The 18,369-nt window shown below is 65.0% G+C and carries 16 protein-coding genes; 5 read left to right on the forward strand and 11 right to left on the reverse strand.

What is annotated here, in order from left to right:
• Positions 1-127 precede the first annotated feature (127 nt).
• Positions 128-1,210: an ISAs1 family transposase gene (locus tag ACVIW0_RS03545; RefSeq protein WP_461351070.1), complete on the forward strand. Its 1,083-nt coding sequence runs from the start codon at positions 128-130 to the stop codon at positions 1,208-1,210.
• Between the two features lie 91 nt (positions 1,211-1,301).
• Here the strand turns inward: ACVIW0_RS03545 and ACVIW0_RS03550 are convergent, their stop codons facing one another.
• The 6 genes from ACVIW0_RS03550 to ACVIW0_RS03575 form a co-directional block, all read right to left on the reverse strand.
• Positions 1,302-2,276, reverse strand: a complete 975-nt coding sequence (locus ACVIW0_RS03550; RefSeq protein ID WP_461351071.1) for a magnesium transporter CorA family protein — start codon at positions 2,274-2,276, stop codon at positions 1,302-1,304.
• A gap of 90 nt (positions 2,277-2,366) precedes the next feature.
• The gene (locus ACVIW0_RS03555) at positions 2,367-3,311 is read right to left on the reverse strand and encodes a DUF1259 domain-containing protein (RefSeq protein WP_461351072.1); all 945 of its coding nucleotides are present in this window, start codon (positions 3,309-3,311) and stop codon (positions 2,367-2,369) included.
• Positions 3,312-3,356: 45 nt separating this feature from the next.
• Positions 3,357-3,575, reverse strand: coding sequence for a hypothetical protein (locus ACVIW0_RS03560; protein ID WP_461351073.1), 219 nt, complete (start codon positions 3,573-3,575; stop codon positions 3,357-3,359).
• Between the two features lie 164 nt (positions 3,576-3,739).
• Complete coding sequence (locus ACVIW0_RS03565) at positions 3,740-3,973, reverse strand: PepSY domain-containing protein (RefSeq protein ID WP_461351074.1); 234 nt, start codon at positions 3,971-3,973, stop codon at positions 3,740-3,742.
• Between the two features lie 58 nt (positions 3,974-4,031).
• Positions 4,032-5,423 carry a chromate efflux transporter gene (chrA, locus tag ACVIW0_RS03570; protein WP_461351075.1) on the reverse strand — a complete coding sequence of 464 codons (1,392 nt, stop codon included), beginning with the start codon at positions 5,421-5,423 and terminating at the stop codon, positions 4,032-4,034.
• Complete coding sequence (locus tag ACVIW0_RS03575; RefSeq protein ID WP_461351076.1) at positions 5,420-6,238, reverse strand: chromate resistance protein ChrB domain-containing protein; 819 nt, start codon at positions 6,236-6,238, stop codon at positions 5,420-5,422. The genes chrA and ACVIW0_RS03575 overlap by 4 nt, the downstream gene beginning before the upstream one ends.
• 254 nt (positions 6,239-6,492) lie before the next feature.
• Here ACVIW0_RS03575 and ACVIW0_RS03580 point away from each other — a divergent pair, with 254 nt between their 5' ends.
• From ACVIW0_RS03580 to ACVIW0_RS03590, 3 genes are all read left to right on the forward strand, one after another.
• Positions 6,493-6,771, forward strand: a complete 279-nt coding sequence (locus ACVIW0_RS03580) for a metal/formaldehyde-sensitive transcriptional repressor (protein WP_456752038.1) — start codon at positions 6,493-6,495, stop codon at positions 6,769-6,771.
• 22 nt (positions 6,772-6,793) lie between these two features.
• Positions 6,794-7,870, forward strand: a complete 1,077-nt coding sequence (locus ACVIW0_RS03585; protein ID WP_461351077.1) for a nickel/cobalt efflux transporter — start codon at positions 6,794-6,796, stop codon at positions 7,868-7,870.
• A gap of 158 nt (positions 7,871-8,028) precedes the next feature.
• Entirely contained in the window at positions 8,029-9,108 is a 1,080-nt protein-coding gene (locus ACVIW0_RS03590) for a Cj0069 family protein (RefSeq protein ID WP_461351078.1), read from the forward strand.
• 335 nt (positions 9,109-9,443) lie between these two features.
• On the opposite strand, the gene maiA is transcribed toward ACVIW0_RS03590, so the two are convergent.
• From maiA to metF, 3 genes are all read right to left on the reverse strand, one after another.
• Positions 9,444-10,103 carry a maleylacetoacetate isomerase gene (maiA, locus tag ACVIW0_RS03595; protein ID WP_461351079.1) on the reverse strand — a complete coding sequence of 220 codons (660 nt, stop codon included), beginning with the start codon at positions 10,101-10,103 and terminating at the stop codon, positions 9,444-9,446.
• Between the two features lie 138 nt (positions 10,104-10,241).
• Complete coding sequence (gene metH, locus ACVIW0_RS03600) at positions 10,242-14,096, reverse strand: methionine synthase (protein ID WP_461351080.1); 3,855 nt, start codon at positions 14,094-14,096, stop codon at positions 10,242-10,244.
• Positions 14,097-14,099: 3 nt separating this feature from the next.
• Entirely contained in the window at positions 14,100-15,014 is a 915-nt protein-coding gene (metF, locus tag ACVIW0_RS03605) for a methylenetetrahydrofolate reductase [NAD(P)H] (RefSeq protein WP_461351081.1), read from the reverse strand.
• Between the two features lie 379 nt (positions 15,015-15,393).
• Between metF and ACVIW0_RS03610 the strand changes: the two genes are divergently transcribed.
• The gene (locus ACVIW0_RS03610) at positions 15,394-16,413 is read left to right on the forward strand and encodes an LLM class flavin-dependent oxidoreductase (protein WP_461351082.1); all 1,020 of its coding nucleotides are present in this window, start codon (positions 15,394-15,396) and stop codon (positions 16,411-16,413) included.
• An 84-nt stretch (positions 16,414-16,497) separates the two neighbouring features.
• Here ACVIW0_RS03610 and ACVIW0_RS03615 read toward each other — a convergent pair whose 3' ends face one another.
• Together ACVIW0_RS03615 and ACVIW0_RS03620 are read right to left on the reverse strand one after the other, a co-directional pair.
• The gene (locus tag ACVIW0_RS03615) at positions 16,498-17,358 is read right to left on the reverse strand and encodes a prephenate dehydratase (RefSeq protein WP_461351083.1); all 861 of its coding nucleotides are present in this window, start codon (positions 17,356-17,358) and stop codon (positions 16,498-16,500) included.
• 103 nt (positions 17,359-17,461) lie between these two features.
• Positions 17,462-18,202 (reverse strand): 3-deoxy-manno-octulosonate cytidylyltransferase, encoded by a 741-nt coding sequence (locus tag ACVIW0_RS03620; RefSeq protein WP_461351084.1) that lies wholly within the window; start codon positions 18,200-18,202, stop codon positions 17,462-17,464.
• Positions 18,203-18,369: the final 167 nt, after the last annotated feature.

The raw sequence follows: 18,369 nt of genomic DNA on the forward strand, positions 1-18,369 counted from the left end.
GCGTGGTACCCCTCTCCCTAACCCTCCCCCGCAAGGGTAGGGGAATCGCATATGGCGCTAGCGGGGTGTTGCCAAGCGATTGGAACTGGATTCTTTGGGTGTCTCTCGATTCCCGAGGGAGCCCTGAATGCGCAAGCTCAAGCGCCTGTTTCGACCGCTCAAGGACCCGCGCGCTAGCAACACCCGACATGATCTGGTGGAGATCCTCGTCATCGCCTTGGCGGCGACGCTGGCTGGCGCCAAGACCTGCACCGAGTTCGAGTTCTTTGGCCAAGGCCGCGAGGAGCTGTTGCGGCGCTTCCTGAAGCTCGAGCACGGCATCCCGAGCCACGATACGTTCAGCAATGTCTTCCGTGCTCTGGACCCGAAGGGGCTTGAAGCGGTTTTGCGCAAGTTCAGCAAGAGCTTCGGCGTCAAAGGGGTGGTCAGCATTGACGGCAAGGCGCTGCGCGGAGCCTACACACGAGGTCGGCAGGCCACGCCGCTGCATATGGTCAATGTCTGGGCCGCAGGCACTCGCATGGCGCTGGCTCAGAGAAAGGCTCCCGACCGCAACGAGGTTGCCGGGGCTCTCGAAGTCCTCGCCCTGCTCGATCTGGATGGGGCTCTTGTCACCGCCGATGCCTTGCATTGCCGGCCCGACACCGCGCAGGCCATCCGCGACCGAAAGGGGCACTACGTGTTGGCCATCAAGAGCAATCGTGGCCGGCTGTTCAAGGCCGCCAAGACGCTGGTCGACACAGCCCGAAAGCCCGCGCGAGCGAGTCAACGAAGAGCCACCGCCCACGGCCGCGTCGAGCGCCGACAGGCCCTCGTCGCGCCGGCGCCTCGGTTGGCGAAACAATACGGCTTCCCCGCCATCGCCGCAGTCGGTCGCATCGACAGTTGGCGCGCCAACTCTGGCAAGGCTGTCAAACACACGGTCCGATACTTCCTGGCATCGCGCCTGCTGTCGGCCAAAAAGCTGCTCGAGGCCGTGCGCGCTCATTGGAGCATCGAGAACAACCTGCACTGGGTCCTCGACGTTCTGTTCGACGAGGATGCCTGCCGCAGCCGCAAGGATCACGCTGCGGAAAATCTTGCTCTTATCCGCAAGCTGGCCATCAATGCTCTGCAGGCGACACCCGGCCCCGCGCGCATCAGCCACAAAATGCTCCAAGCCAGGTGGAACAACGACTTCCTTCTCTCGACCCTCGGCCATATGCGATAGCCCTACCCGCAAGGGGGGAGGGAAGCCTGCCGCTGGTGGCTCCATCACCGTGCATTCTGTTGGGAGCAGACTCTACGTGTCAGTCCGGCGCCTAATCGAACCAGCCGCGCCGCTTGAACCAGAGTATCGGCAGGATGCCGCTGGCGATGATCGCGGCGCAGGCCAGCGGATAGCCGTAGGTCCAGCCCAATTCCGGCATCACCTTGAAATTCATGCCCCAGACCCCGACCAGGATGGTCGGGGGAACGCCGACCACGGAGACGATGGTCAGGATCTTGAACAGGTCGTTCTGCTGGATGTTGATGAAGCCGAGCACGGCGTCCAGCAACAGCTGGATCTTGTCCGACAGCCTGGTCTCGTAGTCACCCAGCGACGCCACATCCTTGGAGACCGCCTCGAGCCGCCGCTTCGATGCCGCGGTGATCCATTCATTGCCGACATCGTCGGCGAAACTCGCGATCCGGCCGACCCCGAGCAGCACGTCGCGCGCCTTGGCCAGGCGATCAGCCAGCTCGCCGATATTCTCCAGCGCCTCGCGTAGCCGGCGGCTGGAGCGCACCGGCCGCTTGGTCCGCACCAGTCCGCCCTTGAACACGGCGCGCGACAGTCGGTCGGTCTTCGCGCCAAGCTGCTCCAGCACGTCGGCGCCGCGATCGATCATGGCCTCGAGCAGCGCGGTGAACACGCACATGCCGTTCTGCAGGCTTTTGTCGGTGTCGATCCGCTTCATCACCTCGTCGAAGGTGGCGAGCGGCGCAAAGCGCACCGTGACGAGCACCTTGGGGCCGATCACGAAGCCGATATTGGTGATCTCAGCCTCGTTGTTCTGGTCGAGCCGCACCGCCGGCGAGCTCAGATAGAGCCGGTCACGATCGGTCACGAGGCGGCTGGACGCCTCGATCTGGCCCAATGATTCCTCGGTGGGGACGCGAATGTCGAGCATGCGCTCAACGAACTGCTTTTCATCCGCGGTGGGATCGAGCAGATCGATCCAGATGATGTCGGACGGCAATTCGGCGTCGATGCCCTGCCAATCAGAGCTCGCCGACCTGTACAATTTCAGCACTTACCGGCTCCATGCATAGGACTTGCGGCCACGACAATAGCGAGGGCCGCAAGCCGGTTCCACGCATGAGGCCGGTGAGCCGGCCTGCCTTCAGCTCCTGGTGCTCGCCGTCTTGTCGAGCGCGGCGCGCAGGCCCTTGGCGAGCTTGACGGCATCGTCATTGGCCCAGAAATGCATGAAGAACAGGCGCGGCTGTTCATCCAGCATGTGGCTGTGCAGCGCGGTGACTTCGATGCCGTGGGTTCGCAGCGCTGTGATCACCGGGTTCACCTCGTCGTTGGTCAGCACGAAGTCGCCGGTGATCGCCGCCTTGCCGGCGCCGGTCGGCTGGAAGTTGATGGCGATCGCAACGCCCATCGGGCCGACCGGCGCCAACGGCACGCCTCCTTCGGTGACCGGATCGCGCCGGGCCACGTTGAACTGATAGACGCCACCATTGGCCTGGCCCTTGGCGCCGATGATCTGGTCGAGCTGCGCGGTGTCGAGATCGATGGCCGGTGGCGGTGTTGTCGGCGCTGCGGTCGTGAGCGGCGTCTTGCTTTCGGCGAGCGCATCCCGGATCGCGCCGGCGATCTTCACCGGATCGCCGTGGCCGGCGACGTGCATGTAGAAGGTGGCCGGGCTCGCGCCGAGCAGATGATTGTGCACGGCTGTGATCTGCAGGCCGTTACCGATCATCTTCAGCATTACGGGATTGATCTCGGATTCGAGCAGCACCAAATCACCCATCGCCATGATGCCGTCATGCATGGGCTTGAACGCGACCCATCCGCCGAGCGCCAGCGCCGGCTTGATGGTGACGCCGTTGAGCGTCACTGTGAGGTCGGTCCGCGGAAAGCCGTAGCGATGCACGTCGCCCGAGACGGCCGGCTTTCTGCCCAAGGTGTCATCGACCTTCTGCCAGTCGATGCTTTGGGCATGCGCCGAGGAGACGAACGGCTCGGTGAATATCTGCCAGTCGATCTTTTGCGCGCTTCCGCTGGAGGCAAAGACGCAGGCGCTGACGCCGATCAGCGCCGAGATTGTGTTTCGCATTGGATTTCTCCCTTGAACCCGCATTTGATGCTTCAGGCTGCCGCTCTATTCCTTCGAGAGCCCGACGATGGTTCGGAATCCCGCGATGGTCTGCACCGAGATCTCGACGGGATCGCCGAAGCGGACGGCATTGAAGATCAAGCCGTCCTGAACCTTGAACGCTTCGGTCTTGTCCGCAGACAAGCGTATCAGCAGCGTGTCGTTCCGTTCGTCGACGCGATCGACGATGCCCCGCAGCGTCTCGCTTGCGGACGGAAGGATCATCGCCGCCTCCAATGCGACAGCCGCTTGCTGCCGCTCACGGTCGTCGGCTGGTGCCGCAAGCGCTGCGCCCGTCCAGAGGACGGCCAGGCACAGGACCGCAGTTGTTGTCCTCATGATTTCACTCCATTGCTTGGGGCTTGATGTGTGCCGTGCGGAGCAGGGGTTTAGTGCTGCTCTTTGACCTGGCCGCTGCTGTCGATCACCAGCCTCACCGGCTTGCCGTTCTTCATCGCTTTCGCCGTCATGCCTTCGGCCGTCGATTTGACGTCGCTGACATTGGCGTAGCCGGCGGCTTCGAGTTTCGCGACCAGCTCGTCCTGGGTCAGGGCGCGTGCGGGCATGGCCGTGCCTGCGATCGCGAGCGCAAGGATCAGGTGAGTGAGCTTCTGCTTCCGCATGTCTGTTCTCCTGGTTGTGTTGTGCTGCCCCAGGTTCTTGCGACGCGCGCCGCTCGGCTCAGATGATGCCTGCCAGCCGCAGCAGCACGCCCGTGATGCAGGACGCGGCAAGGACGCTGAGCATCCCCACGTTGAAGCGGAAGATCGCGATCGCTGCCGCCACCGACAGCGCAAGCGCCGGCCAGTCGATGCTCGCCGGCACCGGCGCGTCGAACGACAGGCCGAACTCCTGCACCGGGACGGTTTGCTGAAACAGCGTATGCAGCGCGAACCAGATCGACAGATTGAGGATCACGCCGACCACGGCGGCGGTGATCGCCGAAAGCGCGCCCGCCAGCACCTTGTTGCCGCGCAGCGCCTCGATGTAGGGCGCGCCGACGAAGATCCACAGGAAGCAGGGCGTGAACGTCACCCAGGTCGCCAGTAGCCCGCCAAGCGTGCCAGCCAGCATCGGCGACAACCCGCTTGCCTCGCGGAAGGCCGCCATGAAGCCGACGAACTGGACCACCATGATGAGCGGGCCGGGCGTGGTCTCGGCCATGCCGAGGCCATCAAGCATCTCGCGCGGGCTGACCCAGTGGTAATACTCCGCGGCCTGCTGCGCGACGTAAGCGAGCACAGCATAGGCCCCGCCGAACGTCACCATCGCCATCTTGCTGAAGAAGATCGCGATCTGCGCGAACGTGTCGCCCGGTCCCAGCGCGATCAGCAAAGCGAACACCGGAACCAGCCAGAGCGCGAGCCAGATGGCGCCTACCCGCAGCGTGCGCGATGCGTTGGGACGGACGTGATCCGGCATCGCTTCGCCGAGCATGCTGTCGATCAGGGCGGAGTCCTTGCCGCCATGTTCGATGGCCGCGAATTCAGACCGGCCCAGGCGCGCGCCGATTAGCCCGGTGAGGGCCGCGGCGCCGATGATCAGCGGAAACGGCACGGCGAAGAAAAAGATCGCGACAAAGGCGATCGCCGCGAGCGCGATCATCACCCGGTTGCGCAGCGCGCGTTTGCCGACCCGCACCACCGCCTGGATGACGATGGCAAGCACGGCGGCCTTCAGGCCGAAGAACAGCGCCTCGACAAACCCGACATTGCCATAGGCCGCGTAGATATAGCTGAGGCCCATGATGGCGAAGATGCCGGGCAGGATGAACAGCCCGCCGGCCACGATGCCGCCGAGCGTCCGGTGCAGCAGCCAGCCGATATAGGTTGCCAACTGCTGCGCCTCGGGCCCCGGCAGCAGCATGCAGTAGTTGAGGGCGTGCAGGAAGCGCCCCTCCGATATCCAGTTCTTCTCCTCGACCAGGATGCGATGCATCACCGCGATCTGGCCGGCCGGTCCGCCAAAGCTCAGGATGGCGACGCGCATCCAGACCAGCAGCGCCTCGTTGAACGAGATGCCGTGCGCGTGCTCTTGTCCGCGCGCTTTTGGTGTCGTTGCGACGTCCGTCATGGCTTCACCTTGCTGGTCGGCCAGTTGTGCGTCTCCCTGGTCGCGTCGCGGCACCAGCGATAGAACGCGTCGTAGAGCAGCATGCCGGCGCTCAACTGTTCGAGGTCGTCGTCGAACATGCGCGACAGGCCGAGCGAGGCCGCGAGCAGCCCGGGCGCCTCCGGCGAGAGGTCGAGCCGCGCGGTGTCCGCCGCCCGCACCATCGTCGCAAGCCGCTCCAGCGCCGGCGTCGACAGGCCGAACTCCTCGACCATCACGTCAAAGGTGCAGAGCTCGCCGCGATGGCTCCAGAACACGTTCTCGATGTCGAACGGCGTGGCCTCGAAGCGTTCGGCGACAGCCTCGACTTCAGCCGATGTGACGAACAGGAACACGGCCGCCGGATCGACAAAGCGGCGGATCAGCCATGGACAGGCGATGCGATCGATCTTCGGCCGCGATCGCGTCACCCAGACGGTGCGGCCGCGTTCGTCGCGTTTCGGAATCCTGTCGGCGGGAATGGTCGGGAGTTCCGCCTGGCGCCAGCCGAGATGGCCGCCCTCGAGAATCTCGGCCGCAATGTTGCTGCAGCGGAGCCAGGCAGCGGTGCCTTCGGCAAGCTTCTGCCCCTTCTGGCAGACGACGACAACGGATTGGCCGCCGAGGCCGGACGCCCAATCCTGGACGTCGAGATGGGAGCGCCGGATGGCGCCGGGGATCAGGCGCGGATCGGCGGCGAAATCCTCATCGAGGCGAACATCGACGAGCACCGGCGCCTTGGCGGTGCCGATGAGACGAGACAATTTTTCGGATGAGATTGATGTGTAAGAGGACATGCTGCGCCCTTGGTGAACAGGACGCGATTCTTGGGCATGTCGCCTCGCGGGGAGATCGCACATCCCCGTGCCATCAATAGAAGACCAATGCCCGTTGCTGTCAACCAGCTCTGCCGGATCGGCGGATCACCAAGATTTCACCGTTTGCGACAGGAACATGTCGGCGCTCAAATATCCGCTGCTGCATCACGGATGCCGCCGCGTCGGTCGACAACAGTGTTGACCAATATAGGGTACCCCCCTATATTACCTCGATGTCGCACACGATCAAGCACAAGTCCAAGCTCGTCGGCCGGGTTCGCCGCATCAAGGGTCAGCTCGAGGCTGTCGAGCGGGCGCTGGAGTCCGAGATCGGCTGTGCCGACGTGCTGATGCTGGTGGCCTCGGTGCGCGGCGCCATCAACGGCCTCACTGCGGAATTGCTCGAGGATCACATCCGCCATCACGTGGTGGACCCTGCCCTGGAAAAGGATCCCGAGAAGGCGCAGGGCGCTGCCGACCTGATCGACGTGGTTCGTACCTATTTGAAGTGACGCCCAGCCTGAAGTGAAGCAAATGGCCGATCTGTCCCAGCTGCTGCAGCAGAGCAGCGCGCATGCCTGGCTGTTCATCCCCAGCGCGATCCTGCTCGGTGCGCTGCACGGGCTCGAGCCCGGCCACTCCAAGACGATGATGGCGGCCTTCATCATGGCGATCCGCGGCACGGTGGTGCAGGCGGTGCTGCTCGGCCTGTCTGCCACGATCTCGCACACCGCGATCGTCTGGCTCATCGCGCTGGCGGGGCTGCATTTCGGCCAGCAATGGTCCGGCGAACGCAGCGAAGCCTGGCTGCAACTGGTCTCGGCCGCGATCATCATCGCGATCGCAGTCTGGATGGCTTGGCGCACCTGGCGCGGGCAGACGGCCGAACACCATGATCACGATCAACACCACCATCACGACGAAACCCGCCAATTGACCCTGGCCGGACAGTCGCTGTCGCTCGAGGTCTTCGAGGACGGCGTACCGCCGCGCTGGCGGCTGCGCAGCGAGGTCGGGGCGCTGCCTGCGGCCGGCGAGGTCAGTGTCATGACGATCCGTCCCGACGGCAGCGCGCAGCACTTCCGTTTCGCTGAGCAGGGCGGCTATCTCGAAAGCATCGATGAGATTCCGGAGCCGCATGCCTTCAAGGCACGCATCTCGGTGCGGGCGGAGACGGCGGAAGTCCTGTTCAAGGAGCATGACCATGCGCACATGGACCTCGGAGAGGACAGAGACGATGCGCATGCCCTCGCGCATGCCGCCGACATCCGCAAGCGCTTTGCCGGACGCACCGTCACGACGTGGCAGATCATCCTGTTCGGCCTGACCGGCGGGCTCATTCCCTGTCCGGCGGCGATCACCGTGTTGCTGCTGTGCCTTCAACTGAAGCAGTTCAGCCTCGGCTTCGTGCTGGTGCTCTGCTTCGGCATCGGGCTTGCGCTCACCATGGTCTCCGTCGGGGTCGCGGCCGCGCTCAGTCTCCATCATGTCGAGCGTCATTGGGGTGGCTTCAGCCGCTTCGCACGGCGCGCACCGTACGTGTCGGCCGTGCTGATCGTGCTGGTTGGCCTCTACACGGGATGGCTCGGCTTGCACGGCATCACGGCGTGATCCCGGATCATGGTATGATCCCGGACCATGATGTGATCCCACATCGATCTTGAAACCGGCGCGAAGTGGTCTAGAGTCGTCCTTGAGGGGACCAGGCAGACTCCCCGTGAGACTTCGGTCCAAGCTCTGCGCGACATCAACCGTCGTGGAGCTTTGATATGGACACCGAACAACAGACATCTCCTCGTTCCAGAATCGCCATCCTGTGGCGTGGCGATGCCGCGGCGCGCCGCGAGGCGACGCCGCAGAACAGCCGCTTCGTTCACGTCTTCGATGCACTTGCCGCCTCCGGCATCGAGGCTGTTCCCGTCGTTTATGACGAGACCTTCGCCGACATCGTTCGCGATCAATTGCTGACCATGGACGGCGTCCTCGTCTGGATCGATCCGATCCATCAGGGCAAGACGCGCGCGGCGCTCGATCCGCTGCTGCGCGAGGTCGCGGCGAAAGGTCCGTGGGTCAGCGCACATCCCGATGTCATCCTCAAGATGGGCGTCAAGGACGTGCTCTATCGCACGCGTCATCTGGGCTGGGGTGCCGATACGCATCGCTATGCCAGCGTGGACGCCTTCCGTGCCGAATTCCCGTCGCGGCTTCGCGCAAGCGGGCCGCGCGTGCTCAAGCAGAACCGCGGCAATGGCGGGCAGGGCGTCTGGAAGGTGGAGGCCTCGCCGGACGCGGACGCGACCGTTCGCGTGCTGCACGCGCTGCGCGGCAGCCAGCCCGAGGAATTGCCGCTGGAGGCGTTCATGGGGCGCTGCGATCAGTATTTCGGCTGGGGCGGCTGCATCATCGACCAGCCGTTCCAGCCGCGCCTGCCCGAAGGCATGATCCGCTGCTATGTCAGCGGTTCAAAGGTCGCGGGCTTCGGGCATCAATTGATCAAGGCGCTGATCCCGCCGCCTCCGGAAGGCCCCGATTCACCGCAAGCCCAGCCCGGGCCGCGCATCATGCACGGTCCTGATGCCGCGCAATTTCAGGCATTGCGGCGCTTGATGGAGGACGAATGGATTCCGCAATTGATGCAGGTGCTGACGATCGATGAAGCATCGCTGCCGGTGATCTGGGATGCGGATTTCCTCTACGGCCCGCGCGATGCTGTTGGAGCCGACACGTATGTGCTCTGCGAGATCAACGCGAGCTCGTGCTTCGCAATCCCCGACGAGGCGCCGGCCGCGATCGCGCGGACGGTGCGGGAGCGGATGGTTTGGGGCTTGCAGACCGATGCAGGCCGTTGATGCCGAGGGTATGGCAATGCGGAATCTCACGCTGCGTGAGGTGAGCACGGTGATCAGGCACCCTCTCCCCTTGCGGGAGAGGGTGGGGAGAGGGGTGGCCCCGGGCGAGATGATCGATGGGTGGCACGCGCAATTCGTCACCTGTCGCTGAGACGAACACGGAGAGTTCACGTCGTGTGGTACCCCTCTCCCTAACCCTCTCCCGCAAGGGGAGAGGGAACCCTGCCGCCGATGCGTCCCTCACGCGCGCGTGCCGACCGCGCAACACATTCGCTGTCGTCCCACGACGCGGGCCGCGGAGTATGCGTCCCTGCTTGGTAGGGAAGACAGCGCGCCTACTTCACCCGCATCGCCTCCGGCGAATCGGGTTGCGCCGACGGATGCGCTTTCGCGAACTCCGGCAGCGCCATCGCGGCATCGTGGATGCGCTTCACGGTCGGCCAGGGCGACAGGCTGATCTGCTGGTTGATCGCCGCGGTGACATGGCCGACCAGGCAGATGTCGGCGACAGTCGGCACATCGCCGTGGCAGAACCGGCCGGTCGCCTTGTGGCCGGCGAGGTGGCCTTCGAGCGCCGCCAGCGTCTCGACCGTCCAGTGCCGTCGCCAGGCAGATTGCTGGCTGTCGCGCAGGTCGAGCTCGCGGTCGAGATAGCGGCGCACCCGCGGCGTCAGCAGCGGATGGCCCTCGCAGGCGACGATCAGCGCGAGCCCGCGTACGCGGGCGCGGCCGAGCGGATCGGGCGGCAGCAGCGGTGGGGTCGGAAAAGTCTCGTCGAGATAGTCGATGATCGCGAGCGACTGGAACAGCACCGTGCCGTCGTCGGTCACCAGCGCCGGCAGCGCCATCTGCGGATTGATCTTGCGATAGGCGTCAGCGCGATGCGCGTCGGCATCGATGTCGACGAACACGACCTCGGCCGGCACGCCCTTGAGGTTGAGCGCAATCCGCACCCGAAAGCTCGCCAGCGATCGCCAGAATGAGAAGAACTGCATGGGGAATTTCTCTCTGCCCTCAACGACGCCGCCCGTAGCCCGGATGAAGCGCAAGCGAAATCCGGGACCGGTCGTCGTTCTGTCGCAGTCTATCTCGGATTGCGCTTCGCTGCATCCGGGCTACGCCATCGGAGATGCCTAGCCCGCGCCGACCTTCTTCTTGCGCCAGGCCAGATGCACCGCACAGGTGCAGCCCTGCGGATGCGAGGCCAACTCGGCGTCGTTGGCGGGCATCGCGGCGGGCGCGATCGGCTGGCTCTTGGCGCCGTCCTGCGAGGGGATGTAGTTCAGGACCGGCGCCAGCCAGCGCTCGACCTCGGCGACCGTCATCGCCTTGCGCGCGGCATAGTCCTCGACCTGGTCGCGCTCGATCTTGCCGACGCCGAAATAGAAGCTCTCAGGATGCGAGAAATAAAGGCCCGAGACCGACGAGCCCGGCCACATCGCAAAGCTCTCGGTCAGCTTGACGCCCGCGGTATTCTCCGCGTCGAGCAGCGCGAACAGCGTCCGCTTCTCGGTGTGGTCGGGTTGCGCCGGATAGCCGGGCGCCGGGCGGATGCCGTCATATTTCTCGAGGATCAATTCGTCCGCCGAGAACGTCTCGTCCGGCGCATAGCCCCAGAACTCCTTGCGCACGCGCTGGTGCATGCGCTCGGCAAAGGCCTCGGCCAAACGGTCGGCCAGCGCCTTGCACAGGATCGAGGAGTAGTCGTCATTGGCGTTCTTGAAGCGGTCGGCGACCGCATCCTCGCCGATCCCGGCGGTGACGACGAAGCCGCCGACATAATCAGGCACGCCCGTTTCCTTCGGCGCGATGAAGTCGGACAGCGCGGCGTTGAAGCGGCCCTCGCGCTTTTCGAGCTGCTGGCGCAGCGTGTGGAAGGTCGCGATCTTTTGCTTTCGCGTCTCGTCGGCATAGACCTCGATGTCATCGCCGACGGCGTTCGCCGGCCAGAAGCCGATGGTGGCGCGGGCGGTGAACCACTTCTCTGCGATGATCTTGTCGAGCATCTTGCGGGCGTCGGCATAGAGCGAGCGGGCGACCTCGCCGACCTTGGGATCGTCGAGGATCGCCGGGAAGCGGCCGGTCAGCTCCCAGGTCTGGAAGAATGGCGTCCAGTCGATGTAGTCCGCGAGCTCGGCGAGATCGTAGGCGTCAAAACTCTTCAGCCCGAAGAAGGCCGGCTTCTTCGGCGGCACCGCGGCAAAGTCGATCGCGACCCTGTTGGCGCGCGCTTCAGCGAGCTTCAGCCGCTTCTTGTCGGCCTGGGCGCGGAAATGCGCCGTCGAGATCTTGGCGTATTCGGCGCGCACCTCGGCGGCATAGGCCTGCTTCTTCTCGGCCGACAGCAGCGAGGAGGCGACGCCGACGGCACGGCTCGCGTCATTGACATGCACCACCGGCCCACCCGGATAGTTCGGGTCGATCTTCACGGCCGTATGCACGCGGCTCGTCGTCGCGCCGCCGATCAGGAGCGGCACGTTCATGCCCTGCCGTTCCAGCTCGCCGGCGAGAAAGCTCATCTCGTCGAGCGAGGGCGTGATCAGGCCGGACAGGCCGATGATGTCGGCGCCCTCGGCCTTGGCGGTCTCGATGATCTTGTTGGCGGGCACCATGACGCCGAGGTCGATGACCTCGAAATTGTTGCACTGGAGCACGATGCCGACGATGTTCTTGCCGATGTCGTGGACGTCGCCCTTGACCGTCGCGAGCACGATCTTGCCCGCGGCGTTGCGGCCGCCGGTGATGCCATTGGCGAGGTTCCGCGCCTTCTCTTCCTCCATGAACGGCATCAGGTAGGCCACCGCCTGCTTCATCACGCGCGCCGACTTCACGACCTGCGGCAGGAACATCTTGCCGTCGCCGAACAGGTCGCCGACCACGTTCATGCCGGCCATCAGCGGCCCCTCGATGACGTCGAGCGGGCGGGACGCGTTCTGGCGGGCGGCTTCGGTGTCCTGCTCGATGAATTCGGTGATGCCGTGCACCAGCGCATGGGACAGCCGCTTCTCGACCGGCCATTCGCGCCAGGCGAGATCTTGCTCCTTGGTCTGCTTCTCCTTGCCGCGGAATTTCTCCGCCAGCGCCAGCAGCCGTTCCGACGCACCGGGATCGCGGTTGAGGATCACGTCCTCGCAGGTCTGGCGCAGCTCGGGATCGATGTCATCATAGACGATCATCTGTCCGGCATTGACGATGCCCATATCCATGCCGGCATGGATCGCGTGGTACAGGAACACCGAGTGCATCGCCTCGCGCACCGGCTCGTTGCCGCGAAACGAGAACGACAGGTTGGAGACGCCGCCGGAGATGTGGGCGCCGGGCAGGTTCTGGCGTATCCAGCGCGTCGCCTCGATGAAGTCGACGCCGTAATTGTTGTGCTCCTCGAGGCCGGTCGCGATCGCAAAGATGTTCGGATCGAAGATGATGTCCTCGGGCGGGAGGTCGAGCTTATTGACCAGGATGTCGTAGGCGCGCTTGCTGATCTCGGTCTTGCGCTTGAACGTGTCGGCCTGGCCGGTCTCGTCGAACGCCATCACCACCACCGCGGCACCGTGGCGCTTGGCCACCGTCGCCTCGTGGATGAACTTCGCCTCGCCTTCCTTCAGCGAGATCGAGTTTACGATCGGCTTGCCCTGGATGCACTTCAGGCCGGCCTCGATGACATGGAATTTCGAGGAATCGACCATCACGGGCACGCGCGCGATGTCTGGCTCGGCGGCGACGAGGTTGAGGAACGTCACCATCGCGTTCTCGGAGTCCAGGAGACCCTCGTCCATGTTGACGTCGATGACCTGCGCGCCGTTCTCGACCTGGTCGCGCGCCACCTGAAGCGCGGCGGTGTAGTCGCCCGCGGTGATCAGCTTGCGGAAGCGCGCCGAGCCGGTGACGTTGGTGCGCTCGCCGACGTTCACGAACGGGATAGCATCGGTCAGCGTGAACGGCTCGAGGCCTGAAAGTCTGAGCCGCGGTTCGATCTCGGGCACCACGCGCGGCTTGTGTGGGGCGACCGCCCTGGCGATCGCTGCGATATGGTCGGGCGTGGTGCCGCAGCAGCCGCCGACGATGTTGACGAGGCCGGCGGCGGCGAACTCGCCGATCAGCCGCGCCATGTAGTCGGGGGTCTCGTCATACTGGCCGAACTCGTTGGGCAGGCCGGCGTTCGGATAGGCACACACCAGCGTGTCGGCGACGCGGCCGATATCGGCGATGTGGGCGCGCAGATCCTCTGCGCCGAGCGCGCAGTTGAAGCCGATCGTGATCGGCCTGGCGTGCCGCACCGAATGCCAGAACGCCTCCGGCAGTTGCCCGGAGAGCAGGCGGCCGGACTTATCGGTGATGGTGCCGGAGATCATCACCGGCACGTCGATGCCGCGCGCCTCCATGATCTCGGAGATCGCGTACAGCGCAGCCTTGGCATTCAGCGTGTCGAAGATGGTCTCGACCAGCAGCAGATCGGCGCCGCCATCGAGCAGGCCCTTGGCCTGTTCGCCATAGGCCTTGCGCAGATCGTCGAAGGTGACGGCGCGATAGCCGGGGTTGGAGACGTCGGGCGAGATCGAGGCGGTGCGGTTGGTCGGGCCGAGCGCGCCGGCGACGAAGCGCGGCTTGCCGTCCTCGGCGCTCACCCGCTCCGCTGCGGTGCGGGCGAGCCGGGCGCCTTGCAGGTTCAGCTCATAGGCGAGGTCCGACATGTCGTAGTCGGCCTGCGCAATCGAGGTCGAGGAGAAGGTGTTGGTCGCGACGATGTCGGCGCCGGCGCGCAGATAAGCGGCGTGGATGTCGGTGATCGCCTCGGGCTGGGTCAGGATCAGGAGATCATTGTTGCCCTTGATGTCGCGGTGGAAGTCCGCAAAGCGTGCGCCGCGGAAGGCGGCCTCGTCGAACTGCAAACCCTGGATCATCGTGCCCATGGCGCCGTCGAGCACCAGGATGCGCTCGCGGGCAGCCGCGAGCAAGGCGGTACGCTTCGCAGAAACGGGAATGGTCATGGATCAGGCAGCTTTCTGGGCACCGTTCGGCCGGATGCCGAGCAGGTGGCTGATCGCGAACACGAGGTCCGCGCGGTTCATGGTGTAGAAGTGGAAGGTGTCGACGCCATGCTTGAACAGCTTCTGCACCTGGCCGGCGGCAACGGTGGCCGCGACCAGCTTGCGGGTCTCGGCGTCGTTGTCGAGGCCTTCGAACTTCTCGGCGAGCCAGTCCGGCACGCTGGTGCCGGCGCGGGTGACGAAATTGCGCGCCTGCTTGAAATTGTGCATCGGCATGATGCCCGGCACGATCGGAATCTCGATGCCGCGCGCCCGCACCCTGTCGACGTAGCGATGGTAGAGGTCGTTGTCGAAGAACACCTGGGTGATCGCGCGCGTCGCACCGGCGTCGACCTTGGCCTTCAGCGTGTCGATGTCGGCGTCGAAATCGGCCGCTTCCGGATGCTTCTCCGGATAGGCGGACACCGAGATCTCGATGTCGGCGTGGCGGCGCTTGATCCCGGCGACGAGCTCGGCCGAGCTCTGGTAGCCGTCGGGATGGGTGAAGTAGGGCGTGCCGATGCCGCCGGGCGGATCGCCGCGCAGCGCCACGACGTGGCGGACGCCGACCTCATGGTAGCGGTCGACGATCTCGTCGATCTCGCCGCGCGAGGCGCTGACGCAGGTCAGATGTGCGGCCGGCAGCAGATCGGTCTCGCGCAGGATGCGGCTGATGGTGGAATGGGTGCGCTCGCGGGTCGAGCCGCCGGCGCCGTAGGTGACCGAGACGAAGTTCGGCGTCAGCGGCGCCAGCCGATTGATGGTCTCCCACAGATTGCGCTCCATCTCCTCGGTCTTCGGCGGGAAGAACTCGAAGGAGATTTTCGGCGCCTTTGGGGCGCGCTGGCCGTTTGGCACGGAGGAAATGGTCTCGGTCATGATACGCAAGGGCTCCGCAACTGGAGGGCAGACGTTCGGCCTCGATATGGATGTCTAAGATAGGCGAAACCGGTGGGCCGAAACAGCCCATCGGATATGGGAAATTGCCCATTGTTGGCAGAGAAACGAGAAAAATCGGCTGCGGGGCACGTGTGGTGGGCGACAAGCTGTCAGCCAAATCTGGTGATTAATGCCTTGATATTGGTAGATTAAATCATATTTCGGTGATATGAACATCGCCAGAATGGCGTGTGGGCCGTGGAGTATGTCAATGAATCATCCCAATATCTGCTGCAGCCTGTTCCAGCCCTCGGGTGCGGGACTGGTCTGCGCGGCCGGGGACTTTGTCGCCTCCTGACCTCCCACTAGGTTGTCGCCCATGATCCCGCTGTCCGTCCTCGACCTCTCCGTTGTCACCACCGGCACCAAGCCCGCCGCGGCGCTCCGCAACAGCATCGATCTGGCGCGCCATGTTGATGGTCTCGGCTACACGCGCTATTGGCTCGCCGAGCACCACAACCTCGCCTCGGTGGCGAGCCCGGCGCCCGATTTGATGATCGGGCAGATCGCTGCGGTGACGCAGCATATCCGCGTCGGCTCCGGCGGCGTGATGCTGCCCAACCATGCGCCGCTCGTCGTCGCCGAGCGCTTCAAGATGCTGGAGGCGCTGTTTCCCGGCCGCATCGACCTCGGTCTCGGCCGCGCGCCCGGCACCGACGGCGCCACCGCCTACGCGCTGCGGAGCCGGCTCGATCGCCGCGAGGGCGACGATTTCCTCGAACGATTGCACGAGCTGACCCTGTGGGAGACGCGCGATTTCCCGGCCGGCCATCCCTACAACAATGTGGTGGCAATGCCGGATGATTCGCCGCTGCCGCCGATTTGGCTGCTCGGCTCGAGCGACTATTCCGCCGAACTCGCAGCCCAGGTCGGGATGGGGTTTGCATTCGCGCACCATTTTGCCACGCACGATGCGATCGCGGCGATGACCAATTACCGCGCGCATTTCAAGCCGTCGGGCTGGCGTGCGACGCCGCAATCGATCCTCGCGGTCGCTGTCGTCACGGCGGAGACCGACGCGGAGGCCGAGCGGCTTGCGCTGTCGATGGATCTCAACCGGCTGCGCCGCGACCGCGGCCAGTATCTGCCGCTGCCGAGCGTCGAGGAGGCGGAGGCCTATCCATACACCGACGCCGAGCGCGCCTCGATCGCACGCAATCGCGCCCGGCTGTTCGTCGGCAGCGCGGCAACCGTGATGGCGAAGCTGGAGCCTCTGATCGCGGCGACCCAGGCGGACGAGCTGATGGTGATCACCGCGGTGTATGACCACGCGGCGCGGAAGCGGTCCTACAGCCTGCTTGCCGAGGCGTTCGGGTTGCGGAAGAAGGCTGCCGCATGAGGCCGTCCGGGATGGTCCGCAGGACCAGACCCGGAATCTCGAGATTCCGGGTTCGATGCTACGCATCGCCCCGGAATGACTGCGTCAGTCCTGCGTCTCGCTGAACGTCGCGCGGAACGGGTGGCCGGGATAGACGCCGACGACGCGGAATTCGCGGGAGAAGAATTTCAGTTCCTCCAGCGCAAAGGCAAGCCCACGATCATCCGGATGACCGTCGACATCGGCATAGAATTGCGTCGCGAAGAAATTGCCGTCGACCATGTAGCTTTCGAGCTTGGTCATGTTGACGCCGTTGGTGGCAAAGCCGCCTAGCGCCTTGTACAGCGCGGCCGGCAGATTGCGCACCCGAAACACAAAGCTGGTGACCAGCGGCCCCGAGCCCTGCGCAGCCCATTTTTCCTCGCGGGCCAGCACCACGAAGCGGGTGGTGTTGTGGGCCTCGTCCTCGATGTCCTCGGCGAGAATCTCGAGGCCATAGATACTGGCGGCGAGGCGCGAGGCGATCGCGGCCACGCTGCGGTCGCCGCGCTGGGCGATATCGCGGGCGCTGCCGGCGGTGTCGCCGGCGACAATCGGCTTGATGCCGAGCTTGCGGATGATGCGCCTGCACTGGCCGAGCGCGTGGACGTGGCTCTCCACGCTCTTGATGTCGGCGAGCTTGGTGCCCTTGATCGCCATCAATTGGTGGCGGACCGGCAAGAACCATTCGCCGACGATGAACAGGCCCGAGGCGGGCAACAGATGATGGATGTCGGCAACGCGGCCGGCGACCGAATTCTCGATCGGGATCATGCCGAGATCGGCCTCGCCCGAGGAGATCGCGGCCAGCGCGTCCTCGAAGGTCGGGCAGGGCATCGGCTCGGCGTCGGGATAGGCCTCGACGATCGCGATATGGGAGTTGGCGCCAGGCTCGCCCTGGAACGCGATTTTCAGCTTCTTGGTCATGCGGGGCCTTTTAGAGCATGATCCGGAAAAGTGGAAACCGGTTTTCCCTCGCGACAAACGCGAAGCGTTTGCGCGGAGATCATGCTCAACAAAGAGATGCCGGTCAGGCTTTGGAAAGTATCCGCCGGGCGGTTTCGAGATCGGCCGGGGTGTCGACGCCGCGCGGGACGGTGTCGACGATGGTGACGTCGATCCGCATCCCGGCCTCCAGCGCGCGCAGCTGCTCGAGCTTCTCCTGCAGCTCCAGCGGCGAGGGCGGCAGCTTGACGAACCGCTCCAGCGCGGCGCGGCGATAGGCATAGAGGCCGATATGGTGGTAACGCGGCCCGTCGCCGTGGGGCGCGGTGGCGCGGGTGAAATACAGCGCGCGCAACCGGTTGGCGCCGATCGGGGAGCCGACCGCCTTGACCACGCTGGGCGCCCGGTCCTCTTCCTCGGTATGAATCTGCGAGGCCAGTGTCGAGATATCCACGCCGGGATCGTCGAGCGCCGGCATGACGCTGCGGATGGTCTCCGGCGTGATGGTCGGGAAATCGCCCTGCAGATTGACCACGATCTCGGCGCGGCCGCCCGGGTCGAGGGTCATCATCGCTTCATGGATCCGGTCCGAGCCGGAGGGATGGTCGGCGCGGGTCATCACCACCTGGCCGCCCGCCGCCCGCACCGCGGTTGCGATCTCCGCCGTGTCGGTTGCGACCGCGACCCGGCCGATTCCGGCCGCCTCCGCCCGCCGCAGCACATGGACGATCATCGGCTGGCCTGCGATATCGAGCAGCGGTTTTCCGGGCAGTCGGGTGGCGGCCATGCGGGCCGGAATCAGCACCAAGGTACGGGGATCGGTCATTCGGTTCGGGGCCCGTCCGGCTAGCGGAAAATGCCGGGGAGGAGGTTGAATTCGGCGCGTTTATACGGGTTGCCAGAGCGCGGGCAAACCGATATCTCAACCCTGCTTGGGGCGGTGCGATAAGGCCGATTCCCAGGTCTCTCCCCGCGGCCGTATTCCCGGCCTGA

Source organism: Bradyrhizobium sp. USDA 4454, assembly GCF_054822705.1.

Excerpts from the sequence above, each read along its gene's own strand:
- ACVIW0_RS03545 (WP_461351070.1), top strand. The coding sequence starts at position 128 with ATGCGCAAGCTCAAGCGCCTGTTTCGACCGCTCAAGGACCCGCGCGCT.
- ACVIW0_RS03555 (WP_461351072.1), bottom strand. The coding sequence starts at position 3,311 with ATGCGAAACACAATCTCGGCGCTGATCGGCGTCAGCGCCTGCGTCTTT.
- ACVIW0_RS03560 (WP_461351073.1), bottom strand. The coding sequence starts at position 3,575 with ATGATCCTTCCGTCCGCAAGCGAGACGCTGCGGGGCATCGTCGATCGC.
- ACVIW0_RS03565 (WP_461351074.1), bottom strand. The coding sequence starts at position 3,973 with ATGCGGAAGCAGAAGCTCACTCACCTGATCCTTGCGCTCGCGATCGCA.
- chrA (WP_461351075.1), bottom strand. The coding sequence starts at position 5,423 with ATGACGGACGTCGCAACGACACCAAAAGCGCGCGGACAAGAGCACGCG.
- ACVIW0_RS03575 (WP_461351076.1), bottom strand. The coding sequence starts at position 6,238 with ATGTCCTCTTACACATCAATCTCATCCGAAAAATTGTCTCGTCTCATC.
- ACVIW0_RS03580 (WP_456752038.1), top strand. The coding sequence starts at position 6,493 with ATGTCGCACACGATCAAGCACAAGTCCAAGCTCGTCGGCCGGGTTCGC.
- ACVIW0_RS03585 (WP_461351077.1), top strand. The coding sequence starts at position 6,794 with ATGGCCGATCTGTCCCAGCTGCTGCAGCAGAGCAGCGCGCATGCCTGG.
- ACVIW0_RS03590 (WP_461351078.1), top strand. The coding sequence starts at position 8,029 with ATGGACACCGAACAACAGACATCTCCTCGTTCCAGAATCGCCATCCTG.
- maiA (WP_461351079.1), bottom strand. The coding sequence starts at position 10,103 with ATGCAGTTCTTCTCATTCTGGCGATCGCTGGCGAGCTTTCGGGTGCGG.
- metH (WP_461351080.1), bottom strand. The coding sequence starts at position 14,096 with ATGACCATTCCCGTTTCTGCGAAGCGTACCGCCTTGCTCGCGGCTGCC.
- metF (WP_461351081.1), bottom strand. The coding sequence starts at position 15,014 with ATGACCGAGACCATTTCCTCCGTGCCAAACGGCCAGCGCGCCCCAAAG.
- ACVIW0_RS03610 (WP_461351082.1), top strand. The coding sequence starts at position 15,394 with ATGATCCCGCTGTCCGTCCTCGACCTCTCCGTTGTCACCACCGGCACC.
- ACVIW0_RS03615 (WP_461351083.1), bottom strand. The coding sequence starts at position 17,358 with ATGACCAAGAAGCTGAAAATCGCGTTCCAGGGCGAGCCTGGCGCCAAC.
- ACVIW0_RS03620 (WP_461351084.1), bottom strand. The coding sequence starts at position 18,202 with ATGACCGATCCCCGTACCTTGGTGCTGATTCCGGCCCGCATGGCCGCC.